The organism is Paenibacillus sp. FSL R5-0378 (assembly GCF_038009285.1).
Taxonomy (GTDB): Bacteria; Bacillota; Bacilli; order Paenibacillales; family Paenibacillaceae; genus Paenibacillus_AQ; species Paenibacillus_AQ favisporus.
Map to the genome: position 1 here is coordinate 1771956 of NZ_JBBPAY010000001.1, position 26976 is coordinate 1798931.

Here is a 26976-nt window from a genome sequence, read left to right on the forward strand (position 1 = left end):
CGGCCCCCAGTCCTTGCGGGTGTCAGGGTTGACCGATATAATTAAGGGCAAGTTGCATTCAAGGATTTGGAAGGAGAAGGTGGAATCCCATCGTGGAAAGCAATCATAACGGGAAACCGTTCATCTATTCCTCCCGCAGCCCCGAGGATACGGAGGCGCTGGCCGCATGGCTGGCAGGCGTAGCGGAGCCGGGGACCGTGATCGGCCTGGACGGCGATCTTGGGGCGGGAAAGACCGCCTTTTCGCAGGCGTTCGCCAGGCATTTTGGGGTGCAGGACGTTGTAAACAGCCCCACATTCACCATTATTAAGGAATACGAAGGGCGGCTGCCCTTTTACCATATGGATGTCTACCGGGTGTCTCTGGAGGAGGCCGAGGATCTGGGACTGGACGAGTACTTCTTCGGAAACGGCGTCAGCCTGGTCGAATGGTCGCAAATCATCGAAGAACTGCTGCCGGACCGGCATTTGCATATCTACATCGAGACTGTCGGCCTCACGGAGCGAAGCATTACGGTCCGGGGATATGGACAGCCTTATGAAGAATGGGTCGGCAGTTTGAACAGAAATGGAGTCGTATCAACATGAATAACGAGAATTCACAGCCGCTGCGGCGGTTTTTGGCGCTGGACACCTCGACGGCCTGCCTGGCGCTGGCGGTCATGGAGAACGACCGCGTGCTCCATACGATCGAGGCTTCAGGCGAGCGGAATCATTCGGTCCATCTGCTGCCTTTGATCCAGAAAGGCCTCCGGGAAGCCGGCGTGGAAGCATCCCAAGTCGACGGCGTCGCCGTGGGCGTTGGCCCGGGTTCTTATACCGGAACACGGATTGCCGTCACGGCCGCCAAGACGCTGGCTTGGGCCTGGAACGTGCCGGTCGCCGGCATTTCCAGCCTGCATGCGCTGGCCTGGAGCGGACTGATGGCCGGCCCGGACTCACGGGCCCCAGGCGGAACGAGCTGGGTCATTCCGCTCGTCGACGCCAGAAGAGGCCAGGCGTATACGGCCTTGTTTGCGGCCGGGCAGGCGGGCATCCCGCAGCGGAAGAAGGACGATGCCATCCGGCTGATGCAGCCGTGGGTGGAGGAGCTGGAGCAGCTCCTCTTGTCCATGCCGGAGGAAGAATGGCCGGCTGCCGTCCATTTTGTCGGCGAGATCGGCAATCATCAGGAGTCGGCGCAGCGGCTGCATTCCATGCTGGGAGACCGGCTTCATCTGACTTCCTGCGATATGAAAGGGGAGCCGGTAGGAAAGCTTGGTGCGGACCGCCTCCTCCGGGGAGAGCGGGATGAGCTGCACGCCCTGGTGCCAAACTATACGCAGCTTGCCGAAGCTGAAAAGCTCCTGCGCAAGCCGTGAAGGGAGTCTTTTGACAATCATGGAGCAGGAGATCAAACAGGACGCGGAGGGATTAACTTTCCGTCCGATGACATTAGAGGATATACCCGCCGTGATGGTGATCGAGCATGACGCATTCACTCTTCCCTGGACGGAGGAAGCGTTCCGGAACGAGCTGACGCATAATCATTTTGCGCGTTATATGATGATGGAATGGGACGGGGAACCTGTCGGATATGCGGGGATGTGGACGGTTATTGACGAAGCGCATGTGACGAATATTGCCGTTTTGTCCCCGTACCGCGGCCGCAAATGGGGAGAGCGCCTGCTGCTTGAGCTGATGAAGACAGCCTCGCAGCTTGGCATGAAACGGATGACACTCGAAGTCCGGGTCTCCAACCGGGTGGCGCAAAATTTATATATGAAAATGGGATTTGAGCCGGCCGGACTCCGAAAAGGGTATTATTCGGACAACCAGGAGGACGCGATGATCATGTGGGCCGAGCTGTTTCCGGACCGCAGTCAGAACGCCCGCGGCTAGGAAGGAAAGTACACAAATGAATCAAGCCAACATACAATCACAACCATGCTATATTCTGGCGGTGGAAACGAGCTGTGACGAAACGTCCGCCGCGGTGGTCAAAGACGGCAAAGAGGTGCTCAGCAACCTGATCGCCAGCCAGATCGAAACCCACAAGGCGTTCGGCGGCGTCGTGCCGGAGGTCGCTTCCCGCAAGCATGTCGAGAATATTACGCTGATGCTTCAGGAAGCAGTGCAGGCCGCGGGCATCACCCCGCAGGACTTGTCGGCCATTGCCGTCACCCAGGGCCCCGGCCTCGTCGGGGCTTTGCTTGTGGGTGTCGTCGCGGCGACCAGTCTGGCGTTTGCGCTCTCGAAGCCGCTCATCGGCACGCATCATATTGCCGGCCATATTTACGCCAACAACCTGGTGGCCGACCTGAAGTATCCGTGTATGGCGCTGGTGACTTCCGGCGGGCATACGGAGCTGGTCTACCTGGAAAAAGAGGGCCACTTCGAAGTCATCGGGCGCACGAGGGATGACGCGGTCGGCGAGGCGTACGACAAAGTGGCGCGGGCGCTCGGCTTTCCGTATCCGGGCGGCCCACACGTGGACCGTCTGGCGCTGGAGTCCGAAGAAGCCATTCCGCTTCCGCGGGTCTGGCTTGAGCCGGACAGCTACGATTTCAGCTTCAGCGGCTTGAAGTCGGCGGTGCTGAACGTGGTGAACCAGCGCAAAATGCGCGGGGAGCCGGCCGCGGAGGGTGCGATTGCGCGCGGCTTCCAGGAATCCGTCGTGGAAGTGCTCGTCACCAAGTCGATCCGCGCGGTGAAGTCTTACCATGCGACGCAGCTGCTGCTGTGCGGGGGCGTGGCGGCGAACAAAGGCCTGCGGGCGGAGTTGTCCCGCCAGTGCGAGCAGGAAGGCATCGAGCTGATTATCCCTCCTTTCAAATACTGCACGGATAATGCGGCCATGATCGGTGCCGCTGCTTATTTGAAATGGAAGGAGCAGCAGTTCGCCGGTTTGGACCTGCGGGCGATGCCGCAATTTTCGCTGGAGGAATGGTCCGTCCGCGCTTGAAAGCCGAGCCGGCCGTACGTTTTCCCGATCATGAGTTCCGGCCTGAGCCGGAGGGAAATCAGTAACATAGACCTTGTGAATTATGAACAGCCTGTTGTCTCGTTGATGAGACGGCAGGCTGTTTTGCATCTTTGACGGTTATGGCGGTTGTTGTCCAACGATAGGGGACGAAAAAGCCGTTATGCCGTCGAAGTTTCTTGTCATTCTGTCGGAAGAAACGGAAAATCGGCTTGGATAGGACCTACTTTGGAGCTATATCTTAGGACCTGGTCCTTGTCAAGATGTGGACAAGGTTATCCACATATTCCACCGAAATTGTGCACAACCACCTGTTTCTTAATGAAATCGCTGGTTTATTGGGGGGTGAAAATAGGGGATAGGTTTTTCACAGGTTTCCTGTGGGAACTGTGGATAATGTGGATAATTTGGTGGATAAAGATGGATATTTTACAAAGAGGCGCATTTGCTCAACAAAAAATGGCCCTTAAGGCCATCCTTTGTTGGAAGTTATGCACTTTTTTTGGGGATAAGGCTGTGAATAAGTGGAATCTTAACGTCAAAACTTTTTTTGTAAATTTGACAAAAGTTCGAACATTGGAGCTTCCGCCGGCTCCATTTGCGGAAAATCGGCTTACTCCGCGGCCAATGTTTCCCATTCGGCATAAATCGTTTCCAGCTGGTTTTTCTTTTCCTCCTGCTGCTGCTGATGCTCCTGCAGGGCGACGTAGTCCTGGTAAACCTCCGGCTTGGCCATTTCTGCGTCAAGTTCCGAAATTTCTTCTTCCAGGCTCTGGATCTGCTCCTCCAGCGCGGCGAGCCTGCGCTGCCGGTTCCGCTCTTCGCGCTTGGCCTGCTTGTCGGCCTCGAACGAAGATACGCCGGATTTATCGCTGTTATCGTTTGCTGCCTCCGGTTTGGAGGGGCTGTTCTTCGCTCCGGCTCCACCTGCCTGTTCAAGCGCTTCTTGGCTGAGTTCCTCCAGTTCCTGCTTTTTCGCCACATAGTCGTCATAGTTGCCGAGGTAATGCTCGGTCCCTTCGGGATGAAGCTCAATAATGCGTTCGGCCATTTTGTTCAGGAAGTACCGGTCGTGCGAAATAAACAGCAGGGTGCCTTCGTAATCGATCAGAGCCGACTCCAGCACTTCCTTGCTGAAGAGATCCAAATGGTTGGTCGGCTCGTCCAGTATAAGCATATTGGCTTCCAGCAGCATCAGCTTGGCCAGCGATACTCTAGCCTTCTCGCCGCCGCTGAGCGCAGCGATTTTCTTGAGCACGTCCTCGCCGCTGAACAGGAAGTTGCCGAGCACGGTGCGAATCCGGGCTTCCTCCATGTGCGGGTAGGCGCTCCAAAGCTCCTCGAGCACGGTATTGGAAGGATTAAGGTTGGTCTGCTCCTGGTCGTAATACCCGATTTTGACTTTGGTCCCCCAGTGGATCGCTCCGGTCTGCGGCTGGCTGGTTCCGATCAGGCACTTGAGCAGGGTCGATTTGCCGATCCCGTTCGGCCCGATGAGCGCGACCGTTTCCCCGCGGCGCAGATCGAAGGATACGTCCTTAAACAGCGCCTTCGGCGGCTGGAACGACACGGACAAGTCCCGCACCTGCAGCACTTCCTTGCCGGACATGTACTCGACCTCGAAGGAGAAGTGGGCCTTCTTCAAATCGCCGAGCGGTTTGTCCATCCGGTCCATTTTCTCGAGGGCTTTGCGCCGGCTCTGGGCCCGTTTGGTGGTCGATGCGCGGACGATGTTGCGCTGGATAAAAGCTTCCATTTTGGCGATCTCGTCCTGCTGTTTCTCATACATCTTCATCTGGGATTCATACTCGGCCGCCTTGAGCTCCATATACCGGCTGTAATTGCCCGTATACCGCTTGGACTGATGCCGCTCGATCTCAACGATGGTCGTCACGAGGCGGTCCAGAAAATACCGGTCATGGGATACGACCAGCAGCGATCCGGAATACGCGCGCAAATAATCCTCGAGCCAGGTCAGCGTCGCGATGTCCAGGTGGTTGGTCGGCTCGTCGAGCATGAGCAGATCCGGGGCCTGCAGCAGGATGCGCGCCAGCGCAAGCCGCGTCTTCTGCCCGCCGCTGAGCGTGGCGATCGGTGTCTCCGGCGCAAAGCTGCCAAAGCCCATGCCGTGCAGCACGCTGCGGATCCGCGTTTCCATTTCGTAGCCTCCGTGGTCCTTGAACCAATCCGAACGGGAAGCATAACGGTCCAGCAGATCCTGGTATTTCTTCGGATTATCCATGACCGCCGGATCGGCAATCTGCTGCTCCATCACCCGGAGCTCTTTTTCCGTCTCAATTAAAGGGGTGAACACATCCAGCATTTCTTCCCAAATGGTACGGTCGGATTGCAGCCCGCTGTTCTGGGCGAGATACCCGATTGTCGTTTCCTTCGATTTATAAATTTGCCCGCCGTCATAGGACATTTCCCCTGCCAAAATTTGCAGAAGGGTCGACTTGCCCGCGCCGTTGACGCCGACGAGGCCGATACGTTCCCTCTCCTGAACCTGCAGGTTGATGCCTTCCAGCACGGGAGTGATACCGAATAATTTTTTGATTCCGCTCGCTTGAAGAAGCATGTGACGTTGCAACCTCCATCTATCATCTTAATAAGATCAGTTTACATGAAATACTGAGAATGCGCGACTTGCAGTGCAGGACTTCGGGACAATCTTGGCGAAAGAGAAGCAACAGTGGTAAGATAAGAGCAAATCTACGGATGCAGGACTGAAAATCGAAAGCGTCGTTGGATGCCACAGGGGGCGGCTTGGATGAAAGAAGAGAAGGCGCGTCTTCGCTTTGCCATGCGGCAGGTGCGGGATGGTCTGCCGGAAGAGGAGCGGAGACGCGCTTCCGATCAGGCCTGCCGTCATGCATCGGCGTGGATGGAAGCGGCTGGATGCCGGAGCGTGATGGTGTACGTTCCGTTCCGCAGCGAGCTGGACACGCGGCCGCTGATCGAGCGGGCCTGGCTTCGGGGCGTGGATGTGTATGTCCCGCGCTGCCATCCAGGGGATCGTTCCATGACGATTCACCGGCTGCGGCGGTGGGACGAGCTTCAGGCCGGCGCATACGGCATTCTGGAGCCGGACCCCGAGCGGGTGCAGGCTGAGCAGGACGGGATGCTGCCGGATGCGGTGCTGGTGCCCGGTCTCGCTTTCGATCACGAAGGTGGAAGACTCGGGTACGGTGCGGGTTACTACGACAGGCTTTACGAACGATGGAGCGCTGCGGCCGGGGGTGGTATCATGCCTCTGTGGGCCGGGATTGGTTTTGTGCCGCAGGTCGTGGACCGCGTCCCCATGGACGAGAACGACGCCCGTCTTCAGGTCCTCATAACCGACCAAGGGATATACACGATGAACAAGGGGGCTGACGATGGATCTGACGCATTTTAACGAACAAGGCCGGGCCAAAATGGTAGACGTCTCGGAGAAGGACGTCACCTCGCGTACGGCGGTGGCCCGCACGACGGTCACGATGGCGCCGGAAACGCTGGCGCGCATCAAGGAAGGGCGGATCGGCAAAGGAGACGTGCTCGCCGTCGCTTCCGTTGCCGGCGTCATGGCGGCGAAGAAAACGTCGGATATCATTCCGATGTGCCACCCACTGCCGCTGACAGGCATTGATATTCATTTCAGCGATAACGGAAATGATGAACTTTATATAGAAGGAACTGTGAAGACTACGGGCAAGACCGGTGTCGAAATGGAGGCGCTGACCGCCGTATCGGCTGCCGCTCTGACGGTCTACGACATGTGCAAGGCGCTGCAGAAGGATATGGTCATCGGTCCGACCCGGCTGGAATCCAAGACCGGGGGCAAGAGCGGCGACTACAGCCGCGAAGCTTGAGTATAGTCGAAGAAGGACCTGCTCAGATCAGACGGTTCACAAGGATAAGAACTTAGGGTTAAAGGAGGAGGGGTGATCTTATGGTGTGGAGAACAGCGATCCTGACGGCAAGCGATAAGGGAGCCCGAGGTGAACGTGAAGATACGAGCGCACAGGTCATCCGGGAGCTGGTGGAGGAGGAATTGGGCGGGGAGATCGTGGAATACCGCATCGTTCCCGACGAGCAGGATGATATTATCGCGTCGCTCATTGAGTTAACCGATTATTTCCAGGCGGACCTGGTGCTCACGACCGGAGGTACGGAGCTGGCGATCCGGGACGTAACGCCGGAGGCCACCCGCCGGGTCATCGAGCGGGAGGTGCCGGGCATCGCGGAGGCCATGCGGGCGACCGTCATGCAGAAGAACCGCGCGGCGATGCTGTTCCGCGGCATTGTCGGCATCCGCGGACGGACGCTGATCGTCAACCTGCCGGGCTCGCCCAAGGGCGTGCACGAGCACTTGGCGGCCATTATGGATCAGCTGCCGGAAGCGCTGCTGATGGTGACCGGGCAATACCGCCAATAATCCAGCATTTACCTGACTTTTTTCAAAATTGTCACACTTATTTGATATTGTAATGATCCGTGATATGGTATGATGGCGATGTGGCAATTTTATGTCATAGCTGTGAACAAGCCCAATCGAATGCAAACATCCATCAATGATCTGCTTTACTCGGACACGGTGTGTTACATATCCGGATTTTGGTTAAGAGTAAAGTACAGAGAGGAGAATACCATATGCTGAGTGGAATCGGTGTGCCAGGCATTATTTTGCTGGTCATTTTGGCATTGCTGCTGTTTGGACCCAACAAGCTCCCTGAACTCGGACGGGCCGTCGGCCGCACATTCCGCGAGTTCAAGGACGGTGCCCGCGATATCATCGGCGAAGACGATCAGGCGCCGCGCAAGAGCGAGCCTAAGCCGCTGGCCGCAAGCGAAACGCAGCAGCCTGCACCTGTGCAGAGCAGCGCTGCCCAAGATAAGCGCCTGCCGGAGTGATTTCGGGGAGAAATCCAGGCAGTCCATATCCATCCCTTCCTTGCGGGGAGGGATTTTGTTTTGTCCGGAAGGCTTAAAGCGAAGGAAGGTGACCTCATCGTGGAAAAACAGGAAGAAATGTCGATCGTCGAGCATTTGGGCGAGCTGCGCAAACGGATCATTTACGTCCTCGTTGTGCTCGTGCTCGGGCTTGTGGTCGGCCTGGTCTGCGCCAATCCCATCTACCAGTACCTGATCAGCGTCGACTCGGCCAAGGATTTCGAGCTGCACGCATTTTCCTTCTGGGACGGGATCGGCATGTACATGAAGATCGCCATGATCGTATCGCTTGTGGCGACGATTCCGTTTACGGCGTACCAGCTGTGGGCCTTCGTCAGCCCGGGGCTCCGCGAAGTGGAACGCAAGGCCGCGCTGCGCTATGTGCCTTACGTATTTCTGCTGTTTCTGGCCGGACTTGCCTTCGGCTATTACGTTGTATTCCCGATGGCGCTGGGCTTTACGACCCAGGTGACCGAGTCGATGGGACTGAAGGAGACGTACGGCATCTCCCAATACTTCAGCTTTTTGTTTACGCTGGTCGTACCGGTGGCGCTGCTGTTCGAGCTGCCCATCATCGTCATGTTTCTGACCAAGCTGCGGATCCTGAACCCGCTGCGGCTGCGGAAAATGCGAAAGGTCGCCTATTTCGCCCTCGTATTTATCGCGATCGTCATTACGCCGCCGGATTTCATCTCGGATTTTCTCGTGACGATTCCGCTGCTCGTGCTGTATGAGTTCAGCGTGTTTTTATCCTCCATCGTGTACCGCAAGCAGCTGGCCGCGGATGCGGCGGTGGAGGCCAGATACCGGTTCCCGGCCGAACCGCAATAAGAGGACACAGGCATTCTTTTTCTGGACGGAAAAAGGATGCTTTTTTCTTTTCTTCGAAAACGGCATTTCTTTTTCAGAAATCACGGAAAACGGCATATTTCGGATTCCGGTGGATACAATGATGGAGGGTGTCTTATTCGCTGCAGAGGCCTGTGATAGGCTTGTCCGGTGCAGGATGGGACGGGTTCGGCGGGGGTGCTATGAAAAGTGTAAAGTTCTTAGAAAAATGCTTCAAAGAGGACTTGAAATCTGTTCCCAAGTTGAGTATCATAAAAGTGGTTGTTAGCACTGAACGTTGTCGAGTGCTAACAAGAATCGTCAACCAGACTTTAACCGCAGCACAACATACTAAATAAGGAGGCTATTTTTCATGATCAAACCTTTGGGTGACCGCGTTTTGGTAGAACCAATCCAACAAGAGGAAACAACTTCGTTCGGGATTGTCCTTCCGGACTCCGCCAAGGAAAAGCCGCAAGAAGGCAAAATTATCGCTGTTGGCAGCGGAGCCGTTAAAGACGGGGCACGCGTTCCTTTGGAAGTCAAAGAAGGCGACCGTGTGTTGTTCTCCAAATATGCCGGAACAGAAATCAAATATGAAGGTAAAGAATATTTGATTATGAAAGAAAGCGACATACATGCAATCGTAGGCTAAGCGACTTTTTGATCCGGCGAGGATTGAATTTTCGGCGAAGAGCCTGAACATATGAGCAACATCTATATCATTTATGGGAGGTTTTTATCAACATGGCAAAAGATATCCGTTTCAGTGAAGACGCACGCCGCTCCATGCTGCGTGGTGTAGACGCTTTGGCTAACGCTGTAAAAGTGACGCTCGGACCTAAAGGCCGCAACGTCGTTCTGGAGAAAAAATTCGGCAGCCCGCTCATTACTAATGACGGTGTAACGATCGCTAAAGAAATCGAACTGGAAGACGCTTTTGAAAACATGGGCGCTCAGCTCGTTAAAGAAGTAGCAACCAAAACCAACGATGTAGCCGGTGACGGTACGACGACCGCTACAGTTCTGGCTCAAGCCATGATCCGCGAAGGTCTGAAGAACGTAACTGCAGGCGCTAACCCAATGGTTGTCCGCAAAGGGATCGACAAAGCGGTTAAAGCGGCAGTTGCCGAGCTGAAGAACATCGCAAACGAAGTTAAAGGGAAACAAGAAATCGCTCAAGTTGCTTCCATTTCCGCAGCTGACGAAGAAGTGGGCCAACTGATCGCCGAAGCGATGGAAAAAGTGGGCAAGGACGGCGTAATCACCGTTGAAGAATCCCGCGGATTCGCTACAGAGCTTGAAGTCGTGGAAGGTATGCAGTTCGACCGCGGCTACATTTCCCCATACATGATCACCGATACGGATAAAATGGAAGCTGTGCTTGAAAATCCATACATCCTGATCACTGACAAGAAAATCAGCAACACGCAGGAAATCCTGCCGCTGCTTGAAAAAATCGTTCAACAAGCCAGACCGCTTGTGATCATCGCCGAAGATATCGAAGGCGAAGCTCAAGCGATGCTGATCGTGAACAAACTGCGCGGCACGTTCAACGCGGTAGCCGTTAAAGCTCCTGGCTTCGGCGACCGTCGCGAAGCGATGCTGCAGGATATCGCTGCCCTGACTGGCGGCCAAGTGATCACCGAGAAGCTCGGCCTGGATCTGAAGAGCACATCCATCGAGCAACTGGGTAACGCCCGTCAAGTGCGCGTAACGAAAGAAAACACAACCATCGTTGACGGAAGCGGCGAGAAGAGCGACATCAACGCTCGTATCTCCCAAATCCGTTCGCAGCTGGAAGAAACCACTTCCGAGTTCGACAAAGAGAAACTGCAAGAGCGTCTGGCTAAACTGGCCGGCGGCGTAGCCGTTATCAAAGTCGGTGCTGCAACCGAAACCGAACTGAAAGAGCGCAAACTGCGCATCGAAGACGCCCTGAACGCAACCCGCGCTGCGGTTGAAGAAGGTATCGTATCCGGTGGCGGTACAGCTCTCGTGAACGTATACCATGCGGTAGCTGCTGTTGACGTGACTGGCGACGAAAAGACAGGCGTGAACATCGTTCTTCGCGCTCTCGAAGAGCCAATCCGCACGATCGCTGCCAACGCTGGTCAAGAAGGTTCCGTGATCGTGGACCGCTTGAAGAAAGAAAAAGTGGGCATCGGCTACAACGCGGCTACAGACGAGTGGGTGAACATGTTCGAAGCAGGTATCGTTGACCCTGCGAAAGTAACACGTTCCGCGCTGCAAAACGCAGCTTCCGTTGCGGCTATGTTCCTGACAACAGAAGCCGTAATCGCCGACAAGCCAGAGCCTGAGAAGGCTGCTGCTCCAGACATGGGCGGCATGGGCGGAATGGGCGGCATGATGTAATATAAGGCTCCCAAAGCCTGATATAGCAGTAAAGAGAAAAGGCTCCCGCGAGGGAGCCTTTTCTCATATAAATCACGAAATAATCACATTTCTTGCAAAAATCACGGCGTTGGTTTTTTGGCTTGATCAAACTGGAAATTCAGGATGTCACCGAAATGGACCCTTATCTTCTCGTTGGCATCCTTTTTCATCTTCTCTGTGACATGGTCTAGATCTTTAAAGTTGTCTTAGGGCCATCATGCCCGACGCGCTTCATAATCGTTTTAAGGTCCACCTCAGCCTGAGAGCATGCTGATATGGGTATGTCTGAAGATATGAGGGGTGGCCTTTTTTTTATCGATGTTCTTTGGAGTAGCCTGTTCATCCGAATCAAAATGTTATTCTGGATAAATGGATAACCATTTTCCCGACAGAAAACAAAATTTGCGTCATGATAATCAGGATCGATACTTTTACTTTCGGCAATGATTTTTTGCTGCCGTTTTTTGTAGTCATATGGCATCTTATTCTAAATGATCTATCGCGTATTTCGCTTCTTCCTTAGTAAATTTTTCACCGTAATCTGAAATCAATTGATCGTAAATAGCCGAATCTGACATATTCATTGATTCTGCGTACGATTTCGCTTTTTTTAATGCATTTTCTTTCCAATCGAATACAATATTATCGATAGCATATTTAGCGGCTTCTGGAGGGAAATTCTCTCCATATTCAGAAGTCAATTGATCGTAAATGCCTGCCTTTGACATACTCATAGTTTCCGCATATGACTCTGCTTTTTTTAGTGCAGATTTATATTCCCTTGGGACAGCATCCTCTTTTGCCTGTTTTGCCTCAGCTTCGGCCTTTGCCTTTTCCTCTGCATCAGCTTTCGCTTTCGCTTCAGCTTCTTCTTTCGCCTTCTGTTCGTCAGCTTTCTTGGCCTCTTGTTCTGCAGCTTCCTTGGATGTTTGTAATGCCTTCTGTGTATTAGCTTCGTCAACAGCTTTAGATATTGCTTCCGTTTTAACACCGGTATCCTTTTCGCTTGCTGTTTCTGTTTCGGTACCAGGATCCGCTATTACAGCTATGATCATAATGGCGAAGCATGCCAGAGCTGAATACAGCCACTTTTTTGCCTTTCCATTTTTTTTGACTAAAGCAATTATCCCTAATACAAGCAATACAATCCAAGCCAGTGTACTAATTAAACCGATAGCAGCCCACATTTTCGTTTCCCCCTAAGATTATTAAAAAAACAAGTATAGTCTACCAGACCTAGGTAAATATATCCATACAAACCGCTCGAAAAAAGGATTCCAATCCAAAGGATGGAACCCATCAACGAAATATGGAGAATATGGTAGATAGGTGAAACGAGATGAAAAGAGCAAAAGTTTAATGAAACCATTGACTTCCTCGATTCATTTCAATACAGCCATTATAGAGAAAATTCCTGTGGCCGTCTTTACCGGCCAAGAAATGATCGGCAGCGGGAAAAACGTTGAAATCACAGACTTCGCAGTGAAGATCGGAGACGAATTCTATGTGGGTGGAACAAGTCGTAGTTTTACAAGCGTGAGAGAGTGGGGCAAACACGACCAAAAGCCCTAACATAAGCCGCGGGATCGATTATTGGAGGGGCAAACCATCAAGACAATGGTTGTTCTCTTGAATGCTTTTACCAAAAGCATTCATTTTCCCCCTTATAAATTTATTGTCACACACTCTACCGTTTAGGATAAAGAGACTAGGACTATGTAATTATATTTTGGGAAAATGATATAGTCAAAGAAAATTATGGTTGATTCTTGAAGATTATAGGGGACAATTTATTCTATCGTATAGTAAAATCGTATTAATAGAGGATTCTAAATTAGTCGCTTTTTGCAGTGTCTTTGGGCAATTATTATTGAGCATCATTCTTATGCGTATTGGCTATAATTCTAGTGTAACTCATGTCATGCTTGTTGTGAGTCAAACAACGATGACAACAAAAACGATAAGCTGTTTAGGGGATGAATTATAACAATACCAATCAACGCTGATTTTAGGTGATTAACTATTACTTGGGTAATCAATTAATGATGAAAGGTGTCGAATTAAATTGAATAGTAATAACACGGAATTAGGAACGCAACTAATAAATGCTATGGCAAGTGAAAGTGCTAAGCAATTCGTCCAAGTCTTCTTTAATCAAATAATGTTCCCATTACTTAAGAAGTCTTTTTCTCACAGTAAAAAGAAAAATAATATAGAGAATAGTATTGCAGATTTATTTCAAGAATACATATTGAAGTCTTACGAAATTCATAGTTCTATAAATATACTAGCTCTGGGAAATAAGCAAATTAACTTAAATGATGTTTATCAACCTTTAACTCTACGAAAAGAAGAAAGTCATAACAGCGAGGTTCGAGTTAACTCTTTTCCTGGTAAAATGGCTAATAAATATAAAAAAATCATAATTGAAGATCAAGCTGGAATGGGTAAATCGACCTTAATGAAAAAATTATTTATATCATGTATTGAAGATAAGTACGGCATACCCATTTTTCTTGAATTGAGGAAATTAACAGAAGATGATGATCTCAGTGAATTTATTTTTAATAGTGTAAACTCGGTCAAAAAAATTAATGATGGTCAACTATTGGATGATATTTTCAATAATGGTGGATTCGTTTTCTTATTTGATGGATACGATGAAATTCCTTCAGCTATAAAAGAAAGGATTACAGATAAACTACAAGAATTTATAGGAAAGGCAAGTGGAAACAACTATTTTTTTATAACATCAAGACCTGATCCATCACTTGTTAGTTTCGGGGATTTCCAAAAATTTGAAATAAAGAATTTAAGGCCACCAGAATCTTTCGAAATGTTTAAAAAATATGATAAAAGAACTCGATTTCAAATTTCAAATGATTTAATAAGTCATTGTGAAGAAGCATTGGAATTAAAGACATTTAAAGATTTAAAGTATTTTTTAGGGAATCCCTTGCTTGTGTCTTTCATCTATATTACATACCGGTACAAGAGGGATATTCCTATTAATAAAAGTGAATTTTATAGAAAAGTATACGACGCACTATTCGAGGATCACGATTACTCTAAGGGGGGGTGGAATAGAAAAAAATATTCCAAGCTATCGAGAGAAAGCTTTCACAAGTTTTTAAGAAATCTTGCTTTTCGATGCCTAAGTAATAATAAAATAGACTTTAGCAAAGATCAATTAATTAATTTGATTGAACGAGCCCAAAAGAGCGTGTATTTTGAAGAAGTTGACAGTTCCGATATTTTTAGAGATTTGGTTGAATCCGTACCATTAATCGTGCAGGATGGGTTAAGTTATAAATGGGCTCATAAATCATTCATGGAGTACTTTTCAGCTTCCTTTATTTACAGTGACTGTACTTCAAAAAAGGATGAAGTATTGTTAAAGTTATACAAAAGTAAGAACATTACCTTTTACGAAAATGTGCTGGACATATTCTACGATATTGATCAAGAAGCTTTCAACAGGGTAATAATAAAACCCTTAATAAACGATTATTTAAATTTTCTTGGTGACACTACAATCGTAGATAAACTCGAATTGCAATATAAACAATACACTTATTTGCGTATTTTTTACAAAGGTGATAACATTCCCCTCGGTGATGATCGCTATAAAGATAGTACGGGAGAAATCAGACATAAAGTTGGATCTGATCTGCATACTATATCTAGTAGGTACGCAATTATCACAAATAGCGATGAAAATGATGAGGGGAATACCCCCCTTCCGGACTATATATTACCAGAGTTTCAATTTACCAATGAGCCAAATAAAATAACAATTATTAATATTTTAATTAATAAAAAGTCTAATTTAATTCGTGAATATAGTAGCAGTAAGTTATTGGGAAACGAAGAACAATGTGAAGGTGAATGTATTATTTCATATATGGATGATTTAGCGGTATTAAGTAAAGAAGAAATTGAAAAACGAATCAATACCCTTGTTGCAACAAATTTTGAGTATGATTTTTACTTGGATTTAAAGGAAGCAAAGGCATACCTAGAAAAAATTGAACTACATAGTTCAATTGTTGAAGAAAGTTTATTCGAAATTGATTGATCACTGAGAACCCCCATATACAGAAGGTTGTGTATAGCATTGTAACTTATTTATGGTTGATGTCATGAAAATCACCCAAAAAATCACTTTTACGGCGATTGCAAGTGAAAATAGGCGAAGTTCTAATCCGTGCAAGAGTCGTAAAAACCTTGTCCCATATGGAAAAAATGACTATCAATGAAACCTGGCGATGATCGATGTTGAATGGGCGGCATGATGTAATATAAGGCTCCCAAAGCCTGATATAGCAATAAGAGAAAGGCTCCCGAGAGGGAGCCTTTTTTGTATGCCTATATCGCCATATTCGACTTAATTTGCGGCTATTTCTAGGACATCTTCCTGATTTTACATTGCGATAACATTTCGAGATTAATATATGAGAGAAAATGTAGATTTAAGGTGTGGTGAACAGGTTGATTGCTGCAATTGTTGACGTCGGATCAAATACGATCCGTTTGACCGTATACCAATACGAAGGTCAGGATACACAGGTATTGTTTCATCGTAAAACCATGGCCGGGCTTGTCCATTATATCGACAAGAAGCGCATGAGTGACGCCGGCATACGGGTCGTCTACCAGACCCTGAACGACTATATAAGCATGCTGAAGCAGCTGCCCGTTATACCGGACAGCATTCATGTGTTTGCAACGGCCGCCATCCGCAATATCGCCAATACCCGGCAAGTGGTCGATGCGATCCGCGAAAGCGCCGGCATTGAGGTGGAGGTGATTTCGGGCGATGAAGAGGCCAGGCTCAGCTATGTGGGAGCTATGCACAGTGTAGAGCTGGAGGAGGGCGTACTCGTCGACATCGGCGGCGGGAGCTCTGAAATTGCCGTTTTTCAAAATAAAGAGATTTGTTACAGCGATAGCCTGCCTATCGGGTGCTTAAATGCCTACGAGAAATGCGTCGAGAAAATTATTCCGTCCGAGAAAGAGCGACAAGCGATTGCGGAACTGGTTCAAAAGCAGCTGCAGGCCATGTCCATCCCGGAACTGGGTCCCCTGCCGATCTGCGGCGTGGGCGGCACGATCCGCGCATCCTTCAAATTGAAGGGGGTTCTTGGCGAAACGGATCATGCCAACCAGATGAGCATCGAAGAGCTGCAAGGGATGATTCGGCGTTTTAAAAACCACAAGAAAAAGCATATCGCTCCCATTTTGATGAAGACGCCGGATCGGATTCACACCCTGATCCCAGGGATGATTTTGCTTAACGAAATCGCCCGTTTTTTTCAAAGCGAAGTGGTGCATATCAGCCGTTTCGGGGTTCGTGAAGGGTTTTTATACGATCGCTTAGCCAAAGGAAGTGAAGAGAAATGACAGCCTCCACGCCATTGAAAACACAAACCTCTTATATGCAGAACCGGGAGCTATCCTGGCTCAGGTTTAATGAGCGCGTGCTTGAAGAAGCGATGGATGAGCGGGTTCCGCTGTTCGAGCGTCTGAAGTTCGTTTCCATCTTCACCAGCAATTTGGATGAGTTCTATATGATCCGGGTCGGCAGCTTAACCGATTTGGCCGGTATGAAGGAAGAGCATCGGGATAACAAAACCGGATGGACGGCCCAGGAGCAGTTGAATTACATTTTTGAGGCCACCGAGCCTTATTATGAGAAGCGAAACGCTATTTTTGCCCAGATCGAACAAGCTTTGGAGAACTATCAGATTTACCGCGTCGGCATGGATGACCTCAGCAAGCAGGAGAAAAAGTTCATTGAGGATTATTATGCAGAGCATATTTTCCCGGTCCTGTCGCCGATTGTGGTCGATTCGCATCATCCGTTTCCGCATCTGATGAACAAGCAGCAGTACGTGATGTGCAGTTTCGAGGACAAAAACCAAACGCTTGGCATTATCCCGGTCTCGCCGTCTTTTCCGGACTTCATCCAATTACCTGGAGATTCCTTTCGGTACATATTGACGAGCCACGTCATCCTGGGATATGCCAAGCAGCTGTTCAATATGTACAAAGTGAGCAGCACCCAATTGGTAGCCGTTACCCGGAACGCCGACATTGCGCTGGATGACGAACATCTGGAATACGACGACGATGACGATATCCGGCAGCTGATGAAGAAGACGCTCAAGAAACGGGCGCGCCTGGCTCCGGTCCGATTGGAGGTCGAAGGCCAGCTTCCCAAACGCGTCGGGCAATTGTTGTGTGACAAGCTGCAGCTGAGCCGCAAACAAGTGTTCAACAGCGTAGCTCCGATCGTGCTGAACTATCCGTTCGAGTTGATCCAGCGCATGCCGAAGCATTTGGAAATGAAATGCACGTATCCTCCTTTCAGGGCCAACAATCTTCTCGATACGCAGGCCTATCCTACGGTGACGGAATGGTGCTTGAAGGAAGATATGATGCTCTTTTACCCCTATGATTCGATGGAGCCTTTTCTGCAGCTGCTCAAGGAAAGCGCCGAGGACCCCCATGTCGTGTCGATCAAGATCACGATTTACCGGCTGGCTCAGCACTCGATCATTACCCAATATTTATGCCTCGCGGCCGAAAACGGCAAAGACGTCACCGTCCTGATTGAACTGCAGGCGAGATTCGATGAACAAAATAACATTGAATGGGCCGAGCGGCTGGAAGAGGCCGGCTGCCAGGTCATCTATGGCGTCGAGGGCTATAAGGTTCACAGCAAGATATGCCTCATTACGCGCAAGGACCGGAATAAAATTCAATATATTACGCAGATCAGCACGGGCAATTACAACGAAAAGACCGCCAAGCTGTACACGGATGTCTCAATGATGACCTCGCATGAAGAGATCGGGCGCGACGCGGACGCCTTCTTCAAAAATATGGCGATCTCGAATCTGGACGGGCAGTACCGGCATCTGCTCGTCGCGCCGAATCATTTTAAGCAGCCCCTGCTTGAATGCATGGACCGGGAGATTGAGAAAGCAGGGCGGGGCGAGCCGTGCCGGATTTTGATGAAGTCCAATTCCTTGACGGACAGGGAAATTCTGCAGAAGCTGTTCGAGGCATCGGAAGCCGGGGTTCCCGTTCAGCTCATCATCCGCGGGATCTGCTGCCTGCTGCCGGGCGTCCCGGGAAAAACGGACAATATTACGGTTCGCAGCATCGTCGGACGTTTTCTCGAGCATTCCCGGATTTTCTGCTTCGGTGCGGATGAGGATTGCTCCATCTACATTTCGTCAGGGGATTTAATGACGCGCAGTACGACCCGCCGTGTCGAGACGGCTTGCCCGGTGTATGACCCTCGGCTGAAGCAGCGCATCCTTCATCATCTGGATGTCATGCTGCAGGACAATGATAAAGCAAGGCAAATGTCCAGCAACGGGCAGTACAAACGGCTGTCCTCGCCGTATGAAGCCAACCTGATAGACAGCCAGAAGCATTTCATCGAAGAGGCAATGCAGGGCATGGACCGGCGGCAGCCGAGACATTAGCGCTTTTGGCGCAGGTGGGCCCGCTTGCTGCAGCATTGATTGGGCACAAATTCAGGATTATTAACATCCACGATACCAATGGATTCAAAAAAGATGACTCCCGTATGATACTGGGGTCATCTCTTTTATAGCTGCAAGCCTATTAAAAGAGCTGCCTAGCGGCAGCCTTTCGATCCTCAACATTAGCGTTTAACCTTCCCCTTGTTGAATCCACTCCCCGAACTGTTTCATGGCTTTCTCGCTGTGCACGTATTTGTACTTTTTGCCGTCGTCGTAATGGAAAATCGCCGCGCTGTCCTCGTCGCCTTCGATTTCGGACGTGATCGAAAGGATACGCTGGGTGTCGAGCAGCTTGAAATTGCCTTGGTCGTCTTCGGCGGGAATCGCCTGTTGCTTCGGTTCTTCTTCCATATTCATCGTTGCAGCCTCCATAGGTCGTTTGGTTTTATTGTACCCGAACGGAAAGCGATTTGCATGGATGCCACCAGTTTTTCTCATTACGCCTAATTTTCCAACCTTCATCCGGTGACACCGAAGATAGCGAAAAGTCCACTCTCATGATGTGCATTGGACATATACATATGTCATATACACATATTCCTAATTTTTTAAGGGAAGGGTGCCGCAAATGGGAAAAGGAGGAAAAACGAAGCGCACATATGTAAAGAAGAAAATAAAATGCATCGGCGCTAAAAGAATCAAAAGGGCCGTCGTTTGCAAAAAGGTGAACCCTAGAAGAAAACGGAAGATCCGAACTAGGATAGATCAATATGCCTTACAAGCGGCAATCGAGGAAGCCAAGGCACAAATCAAAGCAGAGCTGGCGCTATTGACCGGGATGCAGGGGGTTCATGGACGGGGGACGGATGGTACGCCAGGACTGCCCGGGATTCCCGGACCGCAAGGCCTACAGGGGGTGCAGGGCCCTCCTGGGACGGCAGGCCTCCGCGGGCCGGAGGGGCCGCAAGGTGTACAGGGTCTCCCCGGACAACCGGGTGGCCCTGGCCCTCAAGGGGCACCAGGGATGCAAGGGGCACCAGGCGCACCGGGCATTCAAGGGCCGGCTGGTCCGGAAGGACCCGAAGGTCCGCAGGGCCCGCCTGGACCCGTCGTTATACCAGGAGTAACTGTGCTGCCGACGGCTGCCCGTTATTTTTATGAGCCGGAGACCGATCTGGATTTAACCGCGACAGCCGCGGTTGCGGCGAGCCAATTCACGAATGATGAAGGCGATGCGGTTGCCGATTTTTCGACGCTTGGTCCCAATAGTTTCAGCAACCTCTATATCAATGGGATCATCCAGCCGGGGAATTCGTACAGCATCAATCCGTTGGAACTATATTTTCCACCGCAAAGCACGACGATATATGCGGGGACTCCCATTGTTTTGGAAACGGTGCAGTTAACGGCGAATATTACAGTCTAGCACCTTTTCGTATTTTCTCCCAAGCCAATCCTATCCTTCTTGCATTTAATAGGGTAGAGGATCCGATGGTTTTCAAAGATTTTGGTGTGAAAACCTATATGATCCTCAACCAAGAAGGGAGGGGAGAATATGCCCATCGTTACCCCATATCAGAACAGCGTGAGATTCACTTCGACCATTGGTGCAGGTACAGGAACCGGAGCGACCTTCGCTATAGCCGCAACGGCCTTCACCAATGACGCTGGAGTGGCTGCTACGGCATTTCCGGGGACGTTCAACTACTACAACCTTTATTTGAATGGTTTGATGCAGACGGCCGACGTTTCGTCAGTGACAACAACGACGCTTACCATTCCTGGAGGCGATGTGTTGGACCCCGGTACCCCGGTTGTCGTTCAGTTTGTTGTTTCTTGATCAGAAGAGGACTAACGGATGACCCGGAGGTCCTCTTTTGCATTTTCATTTGGAATTCAGGGCGATTTTCTCGATCAACTCTTTTCCTTCGTTCCGTACATTTCCGACCGATCCGGACACGGGATAGGAGTACATGTCCTCTGCCTCGTAAGGCCGCAGCAGCCTCTGCAGCAAGTTCTTATCGGACACGCCGGGATCCAGCCAGATGTTCAGCTCTTCCTTACCAAGAATAACGGGCATACGGTCGTGGACCTTCTTCGTAAGGGAATTCGGTTTTGTCGTTATGATGGTGCAGCTCGTGATCAGCTCGCCGTCCGGGCTTTTCCAATCATCGTACAGGCCGGCAAAAGCAAACACGTCTCTCGATTTAACCCGGAACCGGTAGGGCTGCTTATGCTCGCCTTCATGAGTCCACTCGTAAAATCCGTCTGCCAACACGGCCATTCGTTTCTCAGGAAAAGCTGACCGAAATGCCGGCTTGCTGTCAATCGACTCCGCACGGGCATTAAACGTACGGTAGGCCATCTTTTTCGTCTTGGCCCAGAACGGAAGCAGCCCCCAGTGAAACCCCTGCAATATCCGCTTTCCGTGATCGCTTCGAACGCCAGCAACCGTTTGGGTCGGGGCTATATTATACCGTAGAGTTATTTCATACTGGACATCATCGATGCCAAATGGCTGGACGAGATCCTCTTCTTCAACCGCCAATGTATACCGTCCGCACATGTCATGTCCTCCTTATATCATCTCAAGCGTTTCTTTTTATTACCCAAAAAATGAGTGCGGCACAAAATGAAACGAAGATACCGCGGCGGCGTATTATAGATCATTCAAACAGAAATGAGGTTAACGCCAATGCGTTATTTATTATGCTTTCTTCCGCCGCTGGCCGTTCTGAGCTGCGGTAAATTGGGACAGTTCATCTTAAGCATCATCCTTACTTGTATCGGCTACATTCCGGGCGTCATTCATGCGATGCTTGTGGTTCATTCATACAAAGAAGATCAACGGGCGGATCGGATCGTACGGGCGATTCGGGAGCAGCATCGGTAAAACGAGGGTCAATTCATATAATATAGAACTGGAGTCTGATATCAATTAAAGGTTCCCAAAGGTGGGGGCCTTTTCCCTTTATATAGGATTCAACGATGTTGTTTTTTCACTCAGCCGTTTTTTATGGCGACAAAAATTAACAAACAGCCCACTTTCCTGTATAATTAAGGAAAAGTTGCGAGGTGGAACCAATGAAGCGTTTTTCCTTAGGGGATAAGATCCTGATTTTTTTCCTGCTCGGGTTGGCGGCGCTGTTTATTATCAGTTTCTTTGTGGTGCATTACATCATCCGGCATGTGTCGTTTGCTCCGTAAGCAGGCAGCCATTGATTTAAAGGGAGTGGCCCTATGAAAAATTTGAGGTACAATCAAATCGAACGTTATGCGGATAGATCCGTCTGGTTTTTGGATGTGCTGCTGTATCTCCCTCGGTTACTTATCAAATTGCTCAGCTGACTTGCTTATCCCGGAACGACGGCTGCGTGATCCCGTTCAATCCATAAAGGAGTCGATACATATGCCGGTGCTGATCATGGGAATCGTGCTTACTGCGATTGGCTGGTTTGCCAGAAAAAGGCCGGAGTCGTGGTAGTTTCGAAGATTCAGCGAGGATTGGGATGCGGAGCTTAGCGAGGATCGGCGATGGTACCTTCGCTTTGCCGGCATGATTCTTATGATCTTCGGTGGACTGCTGTGTTTGGCAGGTGTGTTCAGTATTTGAGAATGACAAAAACCCTCTCTGATTCCAGAGAGGGTTTTCCTCGTTAGCTAAGCCGCTTACAGTGTCAGGCCGCCGTCCACAAGGACTATGGAGCCAACCATATAGCTTGACCGGTCGGAGGCGAGGAAGGAGACCATTTCGGCCAATTCCTCCGGCTGCGCGTAGCGTCCGATCCGCATGTTGCTGACTTCTTCGGGCATATAGCCGCCTGCTTTGAACTGTTCTTCCACGCTTTGGGTCAGCGAGGTCTGCACGCCGCCAGGGCAGATGGCGTTGACCCGGATGCCCTTTTTCACGTATTCCATGGCTGCCGACTTCGTCAATCCGATCACGGCATGCTTGGTTGCCGAGTACACGGACACGCTGTGCTCGCTGCGGATGCCGGCTGTCGACGCCGTATTGATGATCGAACCGCTGCCTTGCTTCTCCATCACTTTAAGCACATATTTCAGCCCCAGGAAGGCACCCTTCATGTTAACGGCAACGAGGCGGTCGAACTCCGCTTCTTCCACGTCGGCCAGCAGTGAAAATTTCTGGATGATGCCGGCATTGTTGAAAAAGGCATCGATCCGGCCATAGGTGTCCACGGAGGCATTGACGTAACGCTGCACGTCCTCGCTCTTGGATACGTCCGCCTGAACGAAAATGCCTTCGCCGCCCTGGTCCTGGACCATCCGCAGCGTTTCTTCGCCGGTTTCGCGGTTAAAATCGACCAGCACAACTTTGGCCCCGTTAGCGGCCATTTTTAAACTGCTGGCTCTGCCGATGCCGCTTCCGGCGCCGGTGACCAGCACGATTTTATTTTCCAATTCCATCGTACATTCCCCCTAATCGTTGATCTTGATCTGTTCATTGACCATTGTACGAGGGTTTGATCGGCAATTATTGTACTTTTCTACGCTTAATTGTATTATTTTAATGTAAAGAAACCGTTATCATTTATGCCGGCAAAAGGGGGGGCGTCATGCGGTTCGCATTGGAAGAAATCAAATACGTATGCCACCATCTGCATGAGGCCCATGGCGTGTCTGTATTTTACGTCAACACCCGCGGGCAATTTGAATACGAAAGTCCGGCTGCGAGCATCCGCCAGAGCCCGTATTATGTTCCGCTTCAGGAGCAGATCAGGGAACATGCAGTAAACGGCGGGCAGAAGAAGATTCCGGTCTTTTTTTCCATCAACAGGCTGCATTTTTTTCGAATCGGCCTGCAGCATGAAGAAGCAGCCTTGGGGCAAATGGTGATTGGGCCCTGTCTCGACGCCGGCCTGGACGAAACGCAAATCGATTACATTACGGAGCTGATGCACGAATTTTCCAATGTCCGGGTGCTGATTGAGTTTTACCAATCCCTGCCCGTTATTGGCCCGGAGCGTTTTCGTTCCATGAGCCTGTTGGTTTACAGCCTGCTCTACCAGGAATGGTTGGACCCGGCACAGATCGTTGAGATCAGCGGTGAGCAGCTACCGAAGAATCAGCCGCCGCATACGCCGGATCTGGAGATTTCGCGGGAACGGATGAACCTGATTTCCCATACCAACCTTTCGCATGAGCGGGTGCTGCTGGATTATGTCCGCAAGGGACGCATCGATAAGGTCCAGGACGTTGTCCGTTATTCGCTGATCGGCGAAGACGAGCTGGGCAAGCTGTCCAGGCGCAGCCGGATCCGCAGCGAGAAAAATCTGATGATCACCGGCGTGGCCCTGATTTGCCGGGCGGCGATTGAAGGCGGGCTGAACGAGGAGACGGCCTTTACGCTGAGCGATTACTATATTCAGCAGCTGGAGGAGCAGGAAAGCCTGCAGGCGATATCCAAGGTGATGACCGAGGCGGTTTTCGCGTTTACGGAGCGGGTGTCCAAGGTTAAGGAGCAGCAGTATTCGTCGACGATTACGGCCTGCCAGCACTATATTTCCGACCACCTCTACGACGACATTACACTCGAGCAGCTGGCGAAGCTGACCTATTTGAGTCCCAACTACTTATCCAGCCTGTTCAAGAAAAAAGTAGGTGTCTCCATCAGCGAATATATCCAGCGCGAAAGAATTGACGAGGCGAAAAAGCTGCTGATGCTGACGAAATACAAGGTTTCGGACATCTGCTCATGGTTGAACTTTAACGATCAGAGTTACTTCAACAGGGTGTTTAAAAAAATGACCGGCGTGACGCCAAAACGGTACCGGGAGGAGGGCTCAGCCGGGCGAGCGGCGGAAAAACGAGAAGAACCAGAAGAACCGAAAGAACCAAAAGAACCAAAACCGGAATAACCAGAGGAACCGAAGTCCCCTGTTTAACACGGATACCCGAATCTCAAGTTCCTTTGGCGATTCATAAGCTGCTGTCTAAGGACAACAATGAAAAGATGAACAAGCTTCCAGCAGGCGCGTCCTGCAGGAAGCTTGTTTTAATATTCCATGATTTGGCGGTTTGACAATTCGCTACTTCCATCCTAGAATTATACCCATAGGGGTATACGTATATTACCTCGATCAATGAGCAACACATATCCAGATTTTATTTTATAAGGGAGGTTTACAAGCATGGCGGATATATCGGTAAATGTCACTTTGGACTGCAAAGGTTTGTCCTGCCCGATGCCTATCGTCCGAACCAAAAAAGCAATGGACCAGCTTGAAGCGGGGCAGGTCATCGAGGTGTTGGCCACGGACCGGGGGTCTTTGGCGGACATGCAGGGCTGGGCCAAAAATACGGGCCACCAGTACCTAGGGACGCTCGAAGACGGGGATGTGCTGAAGCATTACCTGCGCAAATCCCGGCCGGAAGAGTTGAAGGAAGCGGCGAATTACCCGCACACCGCTACCAATGAAGAGCTTCAAAGCAAGCTTGCAGCGAGTGAGGACTTAGTCATTCTCGACGTGCGGGAGCCGGCTGAATATGCGTTCGGCCACATACCCGGGGCGGTATCCATTCCGCTGGGAGACCTGGAGGCGCGCCTTTCGGAGTTGGATCCTGAAGACAGCATTCATGTGGTATGCCGCACAGGATCGCGCAGCGATCTGGCATGTCATCTTCTCGCCGAACGTGGATTTCAGCATGTAAGCAACGTCGTGCCCGGCATGTCCGCATGGACGGGACCGATTGAAAATCAATAGAACCAAAACCAAAAACCAAATTTAATATTTTACGGAGGTATGATCCATGAGTACAAAAGTAGCGATAATCGCCAGCAACGGCGGACTGTTCGATGCCTATAAAGTGTTTAACATTGCCACGGCGGCTGCAGCCACCGAGGCGGAGGTAGCCATCTTCTTTACTTTCGAAGGCTTGAATCTGATTCACAAGCAGGCCCACCAACAGCTGCCGCTGCCGACCGGACGCGAGCATTTCGCCGAAGGATTCCAAAAGGCTAACGTTCCGGGCATTCCGGAACTGGTCGCGATGGCCCAGGAGCTTGGCGTCCGGATGATCGGCTGCCAAATGACAATGGACGTCATGAATTTGACGAAGGAAGACTTTATCGACGGGATTGAAGTCGGCGGAGCGGTGACCTTTCTCGACTTTGCCAAGGATGCCAACGTCACCTTATCTTTCTGACAAGGAGGAATCTTTGATATGACAGCTTCAGTGAATACGAATCCGGGCGTCATGACAGCCAAGGAGCTGACACGGCGGATTCTGGCCAAGGAAGAACTGTTGATTTTGGACGTGCGCAATGAGAGTGATTTTAACGACTGGAAGATCGAAGGGGAGCGGGTAGACATCGTCAACATCCCGTACTTCGATCTGCTGGACGGTGTTGATGAAGCCCTTGCCCGGCTGCCTGAAGGCAAAGAGGTTCTCGTCGTGTGCGCCAAGGAGGGATCCTCCCAATTCGTCGCTGAACAGCTGGCTGAAGCGGGCAGAACCGGCGTGTCCTACCTGGAAGGCGGCATGAAATCCTGGAGCGAGCATTTGGAACCGGTCCAGATCGCCGAATTGAACGGCGGGGGTGCGCTGTATCAGTTTGTGCGGATCGGCAAAGGCTGCCTGTCTTATATGGTGGTCTCCGGCGGCGAAGCTGCCGTTATCGATACGCCGCGCATGACCGGCATCCTGGAAAGCTTTGCAGGCGAACAGGGCGCGGTGGTCAAGCATACGCTGGACACGCATCTGCATGCCGACCACATTTCCGGCGGAAAAGCGTTAGCCGAACGCACCGGAGCGGCCTACTGGCTGCCGCCGAAAGATGCGGAGGAGGTTACCTTCTCCTATGAGCGTCTGGAGGAAGGCCGGAAAATTAACGTGGGAAGCACCACTATCGCAATCGAGCCGGTGTATTCCCCTGGGCATACGATTGGAAGCACGTCGTTGATTATCGATGGGAAGTATCTGCTGACCGGCGATATTTTATTCGTCGAATCCATCGGCCGTCCAGACCTGGCGGGCCAGGCGGAGGATTGGGTGGACGACTTGCGGAGCACGCTGTATAGCCGATACAAAGGGCTGTCCGAGGACTTGATCGTCCTGCCGGCGCATTTCGGCAAAATCTCCGAGCTTGGAGAGGACGGGAAGGTTATGGCCCGGCTGGCGGACCTGTTCCGTCACAATCCGGGGCTGAACATACAGGACGAGGAATCGTTCCGGCGCACCGTTACGGAAAATCTCCCGCCGCAGCCTCATGCATACCAGGAGATCCGGCAGGCAAACATGGGCAAAATCCATCCGACCGAAGAAGAGCAGCGTGAGATGGAGATCGGGCCGAACCGCTGTGCGGTTCATGACAAGTAACCAGCGTACGAAATGCGCT

28 protein-coding genes are annotated in these 26976 nt (G+C 50.7%); 23 read left to right on the forward strand and 5 right to left on the reverse strand.

Translation table 11 applies throughout. From position 1 onward, the window contains the following. The first annotated feature begins 92 nt into the window (after nucleotides 1-92). Genes tsaE through tsaD form a run of 4 tightly spaced genes read left to right on the forward strand, consistent with a single transcriptional unit; the run spans nucleotide 93 to nucleotide 2943 of the window. Entirely contained in the window at nucleotides 93-587 is a 495-nt protein-coding gene (tsaE, locus tag MKY74_RS08145; RefSeq protein WP_076174948.1) for a tRNA (adenosine(37)-N6)-threonylcarbamoyltransferase complex ATPase subunit type 1 TsaE, read from the forward strand. Continuing rightward, nucleotides 584-1360 carry a tRNA (adenosine(37)-N6)-threonylcarbamoyltransferase complex dimerization subunit type 1 TsaB gene (gene tsaB / locus MKY74_RS08150; protein WP_076174945.1) on the forward strand — a complete coding sequence of 259 codons (777 nt, stop codon included), beginning with the start codon at nucleotides 584-586 and terminating at the stop codon, nucleotides 1358-1360. The genes tsaE and tsaB overlap by 4 nt, the downstream gene beginning before the upstream one ends. A gap of 19 nt (nucleotides 1361-1379) precedes the next feature. Beyond that, nucleotides 1380-1880 carry a ribosomal protein S18-alanine N-acetyltransferase gene (gene rimI, locus MKY74_RS08155; RefSeq protein ID WP_076174942.1) on the forward strand — a complete coding sequence of 167 codons (501 nt, stop codon included), beginning with the start codon at nucleotides 1380-1382 and terminating at the stop codon, nucleotides 1878-1880. A gap of 16 nt (nucleotides 1881-1896) precedes the next feature. Further along, entirely contained in the window at nucleotides 1897-2943 is a 1047-nt protein-coding gene (gene tsaD / locus MKY74_RS08160) for a tRNA (adenosine(37)-N6)-threonylcarbamoyltransferase complex transferase subunit TsaD (RefSeq protein WP_076174939.1), read from the forward strand. Nucleotides 2944-3574: 631 nt separating this feature from the next. Here tsaD and MKY74_RS08165 read toward each other — a convergent pair. Further along, a complete protein-coding gene (locus MKY74_RS08165) occupies nucleotides 3575-5539 on the reverse strand; it encodes an ABC-F family ATP-binding cassette domain-containing protein (RefSeq protein ID WP_076174937.1) in 1965 nt (654 codons plus the stop codon). Nucleotides 5540-5731: 192 nt separating this feature from the next. Here MKY74_RS08165 and MKY74_RS08170 point away from each other — a divergent pair, with 192 nt between their 5' ends. From MKY74_RS08170 to groL, 7 genes are all read left to right on the forward strand, one after another. Continuing rightward, complete coding sequence (locus tag MKY74_RS08170) at nucleotides 5732-6358, forward strand: 5-formyltetrahydrofolate cyclo-ligase (protein WP_244169415.1); 627 nt, start codon at nucleotides 5732-5734, stop codon at nucleotides 6356-6358. Then, nucleotides 6339-6812, forward strand: coding sequence for a cyclic pyranopterin monophosphate synthase MoaC (moaC, locus tag MKY74_RS08175; RefSeq protein ID WP_076174931.1), 474 nt, complete (start codon nucleotides 6339-6341; stop codon nucleotides 6810-6812). Before MKY74_RS08170 ends, moaC begins: the two co-directional genes overlap by 20 nt. An 80-nt stretch (nucleotides 6813-6892) precedes the next feature. Next, nucleotides 6893-7378, forward strand: coding sequence for a MogA/MoaB family molybdenum cofactor biosynthesis protein (locus MKY74_RS08180; RefSeq protein WP_076174928.1), 486 nt, complete (start codon nucleotides 6893-6895; stop codon nucleotides 7376-7378). A 218-nt stretch (nucleotides 7379-7596) separates the two neighbouring features. Further along, nucleotides 7597-7854, forward strand: a complete 258-nt coding sequence (locus tag MKY74_RS08185) for a twin-arginine translocase TatA/TatE family subunit (protein ID WP_076175208.1) — start codon at nucleotides 7597-7599, stop codon at nucleotides 7852-7854. A gap of 96 nt (nucleotides 7855-7950) precedes the next feature. Beyond that, complete coding sequence (gene tatC / locus MKY74_RS08190; protein WP_084204165.1) at nucleotides 7951-8724, forward strand: twin-arginine translocase subunit TatC; 774 nt, start codon at nucleotides 7951-7953, stop codon at nucleotides 8722-8724. 370 nt (nucleotides 8725-9094) lie between these two features. Further along, nucleotides 9095-9376, forward strand: coding sequence for a co-chaperone GroES (gene groES, locus MKY74_RS08195; protein WP_076174926.1), 282 nt, complete (start codon nucleotides 9095-9097; stop codon nucleotides 9374-9376). A 92-nt stretch (nucleotides 9377-9468) separates the two neighbouring features. Continuing rightward, on the forward strand, nucleotides 9469-11097 hold the full coding sequence (gene groL / locus MKY74_RS08200; protein WP_076174923.1) for a chaperonin GroEL: 1629 nt from the start codon (nucleotides 9469-9471) through the stop codon (nucleotides 11095-11097). Nucleotides 11098-11600: 503 nt separating this feature from the next. On the opposite strand, the gene MKY74_RS08205 is transcribed toward groL, so the two are convergent. Beyond that, nucleotides 11601-12173, reverse strand: a complete 573-nt coding sequence (locus MKY74_RS08205) for an Ltp family lipoprotein (protein WP_144025512.1) — start codon at nucleotides 12171-12173, stop codon at nucleotides 11601-11603. Between the two features lie 274 nt (nucleotides 12174-12447). Between MKY74_RS08205 and MKY74_RS08210 the strand changes: the two genes are divergently transcribed. From MKY74_RS08210 to ppk1, 4 genes are all read left to right on the forward strand, one after another. Beyond that, on the forward strand, nucleotides 12448-12690 hold the full coding sequence (locus MKY74_RS08210; RefSeq protein WP_144025510.1) for a hypothetical protein: 243 nt from the start codon (nucleotides 12448-12450) through the stop codon (nucleotides 12688-12690). Between the two features lie 493 nt (nucleotides 12691-13183). Beyond that, nucleotides 13184-15196: an NACHT domain-containing protein gene (locus tag MKY74_RS08215; protein WP_076174915.1), complete on the forward strand. Its 2013-nt coding sequence runs from the start codon at nucleotides 13184-13186 to the stop codon at nucleotides 15194-15196. Between the two features lie 413 nt (nucleotides 15197-15609). Next, entirely contained in the window at nucleotides 15610-16521 is a 912-nt protein-coding gene (locus MKY74_RS08220; protein ID WP_076174912.1) for a Ppx/GppA phosphatase family protein, read from the forward strand. Next, nucleotides 16518-18617 carry a polyphosphate kinase 1 gene (ppk1, locus tag MKY74_RS08225; RefSeq protein ID WP_076174909.1) on the forward strand — a complete coding sequence of 700 codons (2100 nt, stop codon included), beginning with the start codon at nucleotides 16518-16520 and terminating at the stop codon, nucleotides 18615-18617. The genes MKY74_RS08220 and ppk1 overlap by 4 nt, the downstream gene beginning before the upstream one ends. A gap of 189 nt (nucleotides 18618-18806) precedes the next feature. Here ppk1 and MKY74_RS08230 read toward each other — a convergent pair whose 3' ends face one another. Then, nucleotides 18807-19034, reverse strand: coding sequence for a hypothetical protein (locus tag MKY74_RS08230; RefSeq protein WP_076174906.1), 228 nt, complete (start codon nucleotides 19032-19034; stop codon nucleotides 18807-18809). Nucleotides 19035-19245: 211 nt separating this feature from the next. Here MKY74_RS08230 and MKY74_RS08235 point away from each other — a divergent pair, with 211 nt between their 5' ends. After that, on the forward strand, nucleotides 19246-20043 hold the full coding sequence (locus MKY74_RS08235; RefSeq protein WP_084204144.1) for a DUF4183 domain-containing protein: 798 nt from the start codon (nucleotides 19246-19248) through the stop codon (nucleotides 20041-20043). 129 nt (nucleotides 20044-20172) lie between these two features. Continuing rightward, a complete protein-coding gene (locus MKY74_RS08240) occupies nucleotides 20173-20457 on the forward strand; it encodes a DUF4183 domain-containing protein (protein WP_076174904.1) in 285 nt (94 codons plus the stop codon). Between the two features lie 45 nt (nucleotides 20458-20502). Here MKY74_RS08240 and MKY74_RS08245 read toward each other — a convergent pair whose 3' ends face one another. Continuing rightward, complete coding sequence (locus tag MKY74_RS08245; RefSeq protein ID WP_076174901.1) at nucleotides 20503-21183, reverse strand: SOS response-associated peptidase; 681 nt, start codon at nucleotides 21181-21183, stop codon at nucleotides 20503-20505. 129 nt (nucleotides 21184-21312) lie between these two features. Here MKY74_RS08245 and MKY74_RS08250 point away from each other — a divergent pair, with 129 nt between their 5' ends. Both MKY74_RS08250 and MKY74_RS08255 read left to right on the forward strand, forming a co-directional pair. Next, nucleotides 21313-21510: a YqaE/Pmp3 family membrane protein gene (locus tag MKY74_RS08250; RefSeq protein ID WP_076174899.1), complete on the forward strand. Its 198-nt coding sequence runs from the start codon at nucleotides 21313-21315 to the stop codon at nucleotides 21508-21510. Nucleotides 21511-21701: 191 nt separating this feature from the next. Beyond that, complete coding sequence (locus tag MKY74_RS08255) at nucleotides 21702-21824, forward strand: hypothetical protein (protein ID WP_279628505.1); 123 nt, start codon at nucleotides 21702-21704, stop codon at nucleotides 21822-21824. 462 nt (nucleotides 21825-22286) lie between these two features. Here the strand turns inward: MKY74_RS08255 and MKY74_RS08260 are convergent, their stop codons facing one another. Then, entirely contained in the window at nucleotides 22287-23045 is a 759-nt protein-coding gene (locus MKY74_RS08260; protein WP_076174896.1) for an SDR family NAD(P)-dependent oxidoreductase, read from the reverse strand. 149 nt (nucleotides 23046-23194) lie between these two features. Between MKY74_RS08260 and MKY74_RS08265 the strand changes: the two genes are divergently transcribed. From MKY74_RS08265 to MKY74_RS08280, 4 genes are all read left to right on the forward strand, one after another. Beyond that, nucleotides 23195-24496 carry a helix-turn-helix domain-containing protein gene (locus MKY74_RS08265; protein WP_076174893.1) on the forward strand — a complete coding sequence of 434 codons (1302 nt, stop codon included), beginning with the start codon at nucleotides 23195-23197 and terminating at the stop codon, nucleotides 24494-24496. A gap of 273 nt (nucleotides 24497-24769) precedes the next feature. Further along, on the forward strand, nucleotides 24770-25342 hold the full coding sequence (locus tag MKY74_RS08270) for a sulfurtransferase TusA family protein (RefSeq protein WP_076174890.1): 573 nt from the start codon (nucleotides 24770-24772) through the stop codon (nucleotides 25340-25342). A 46-nt stretch (nucleotides 25343-25388) separates the two neighbouring features. Next, entirely contained in the window at nucleotides 25389-25784 is a 396-nt protein-coding gene (locus MKY74_RS08275; RefSeq protein ID WP_076174887.1) for a DsrE/DsrF/DrsH-like family protein, read from the forward strand. A gap of 18 nt (nucleotides 25785-25802) precedes the next feature. Then, entirely contained in the window at nucleotides 25803-26957 is a 1155-nt protein-coding gene (locus MKY74_RS08280; protein ID WP_076174885.1) for an MBL fold metallo-hydrolase, read from the forward strand. The last annotated feature ends 19 nt before the right edge of the window (nucleotides 26958-26976 follow it).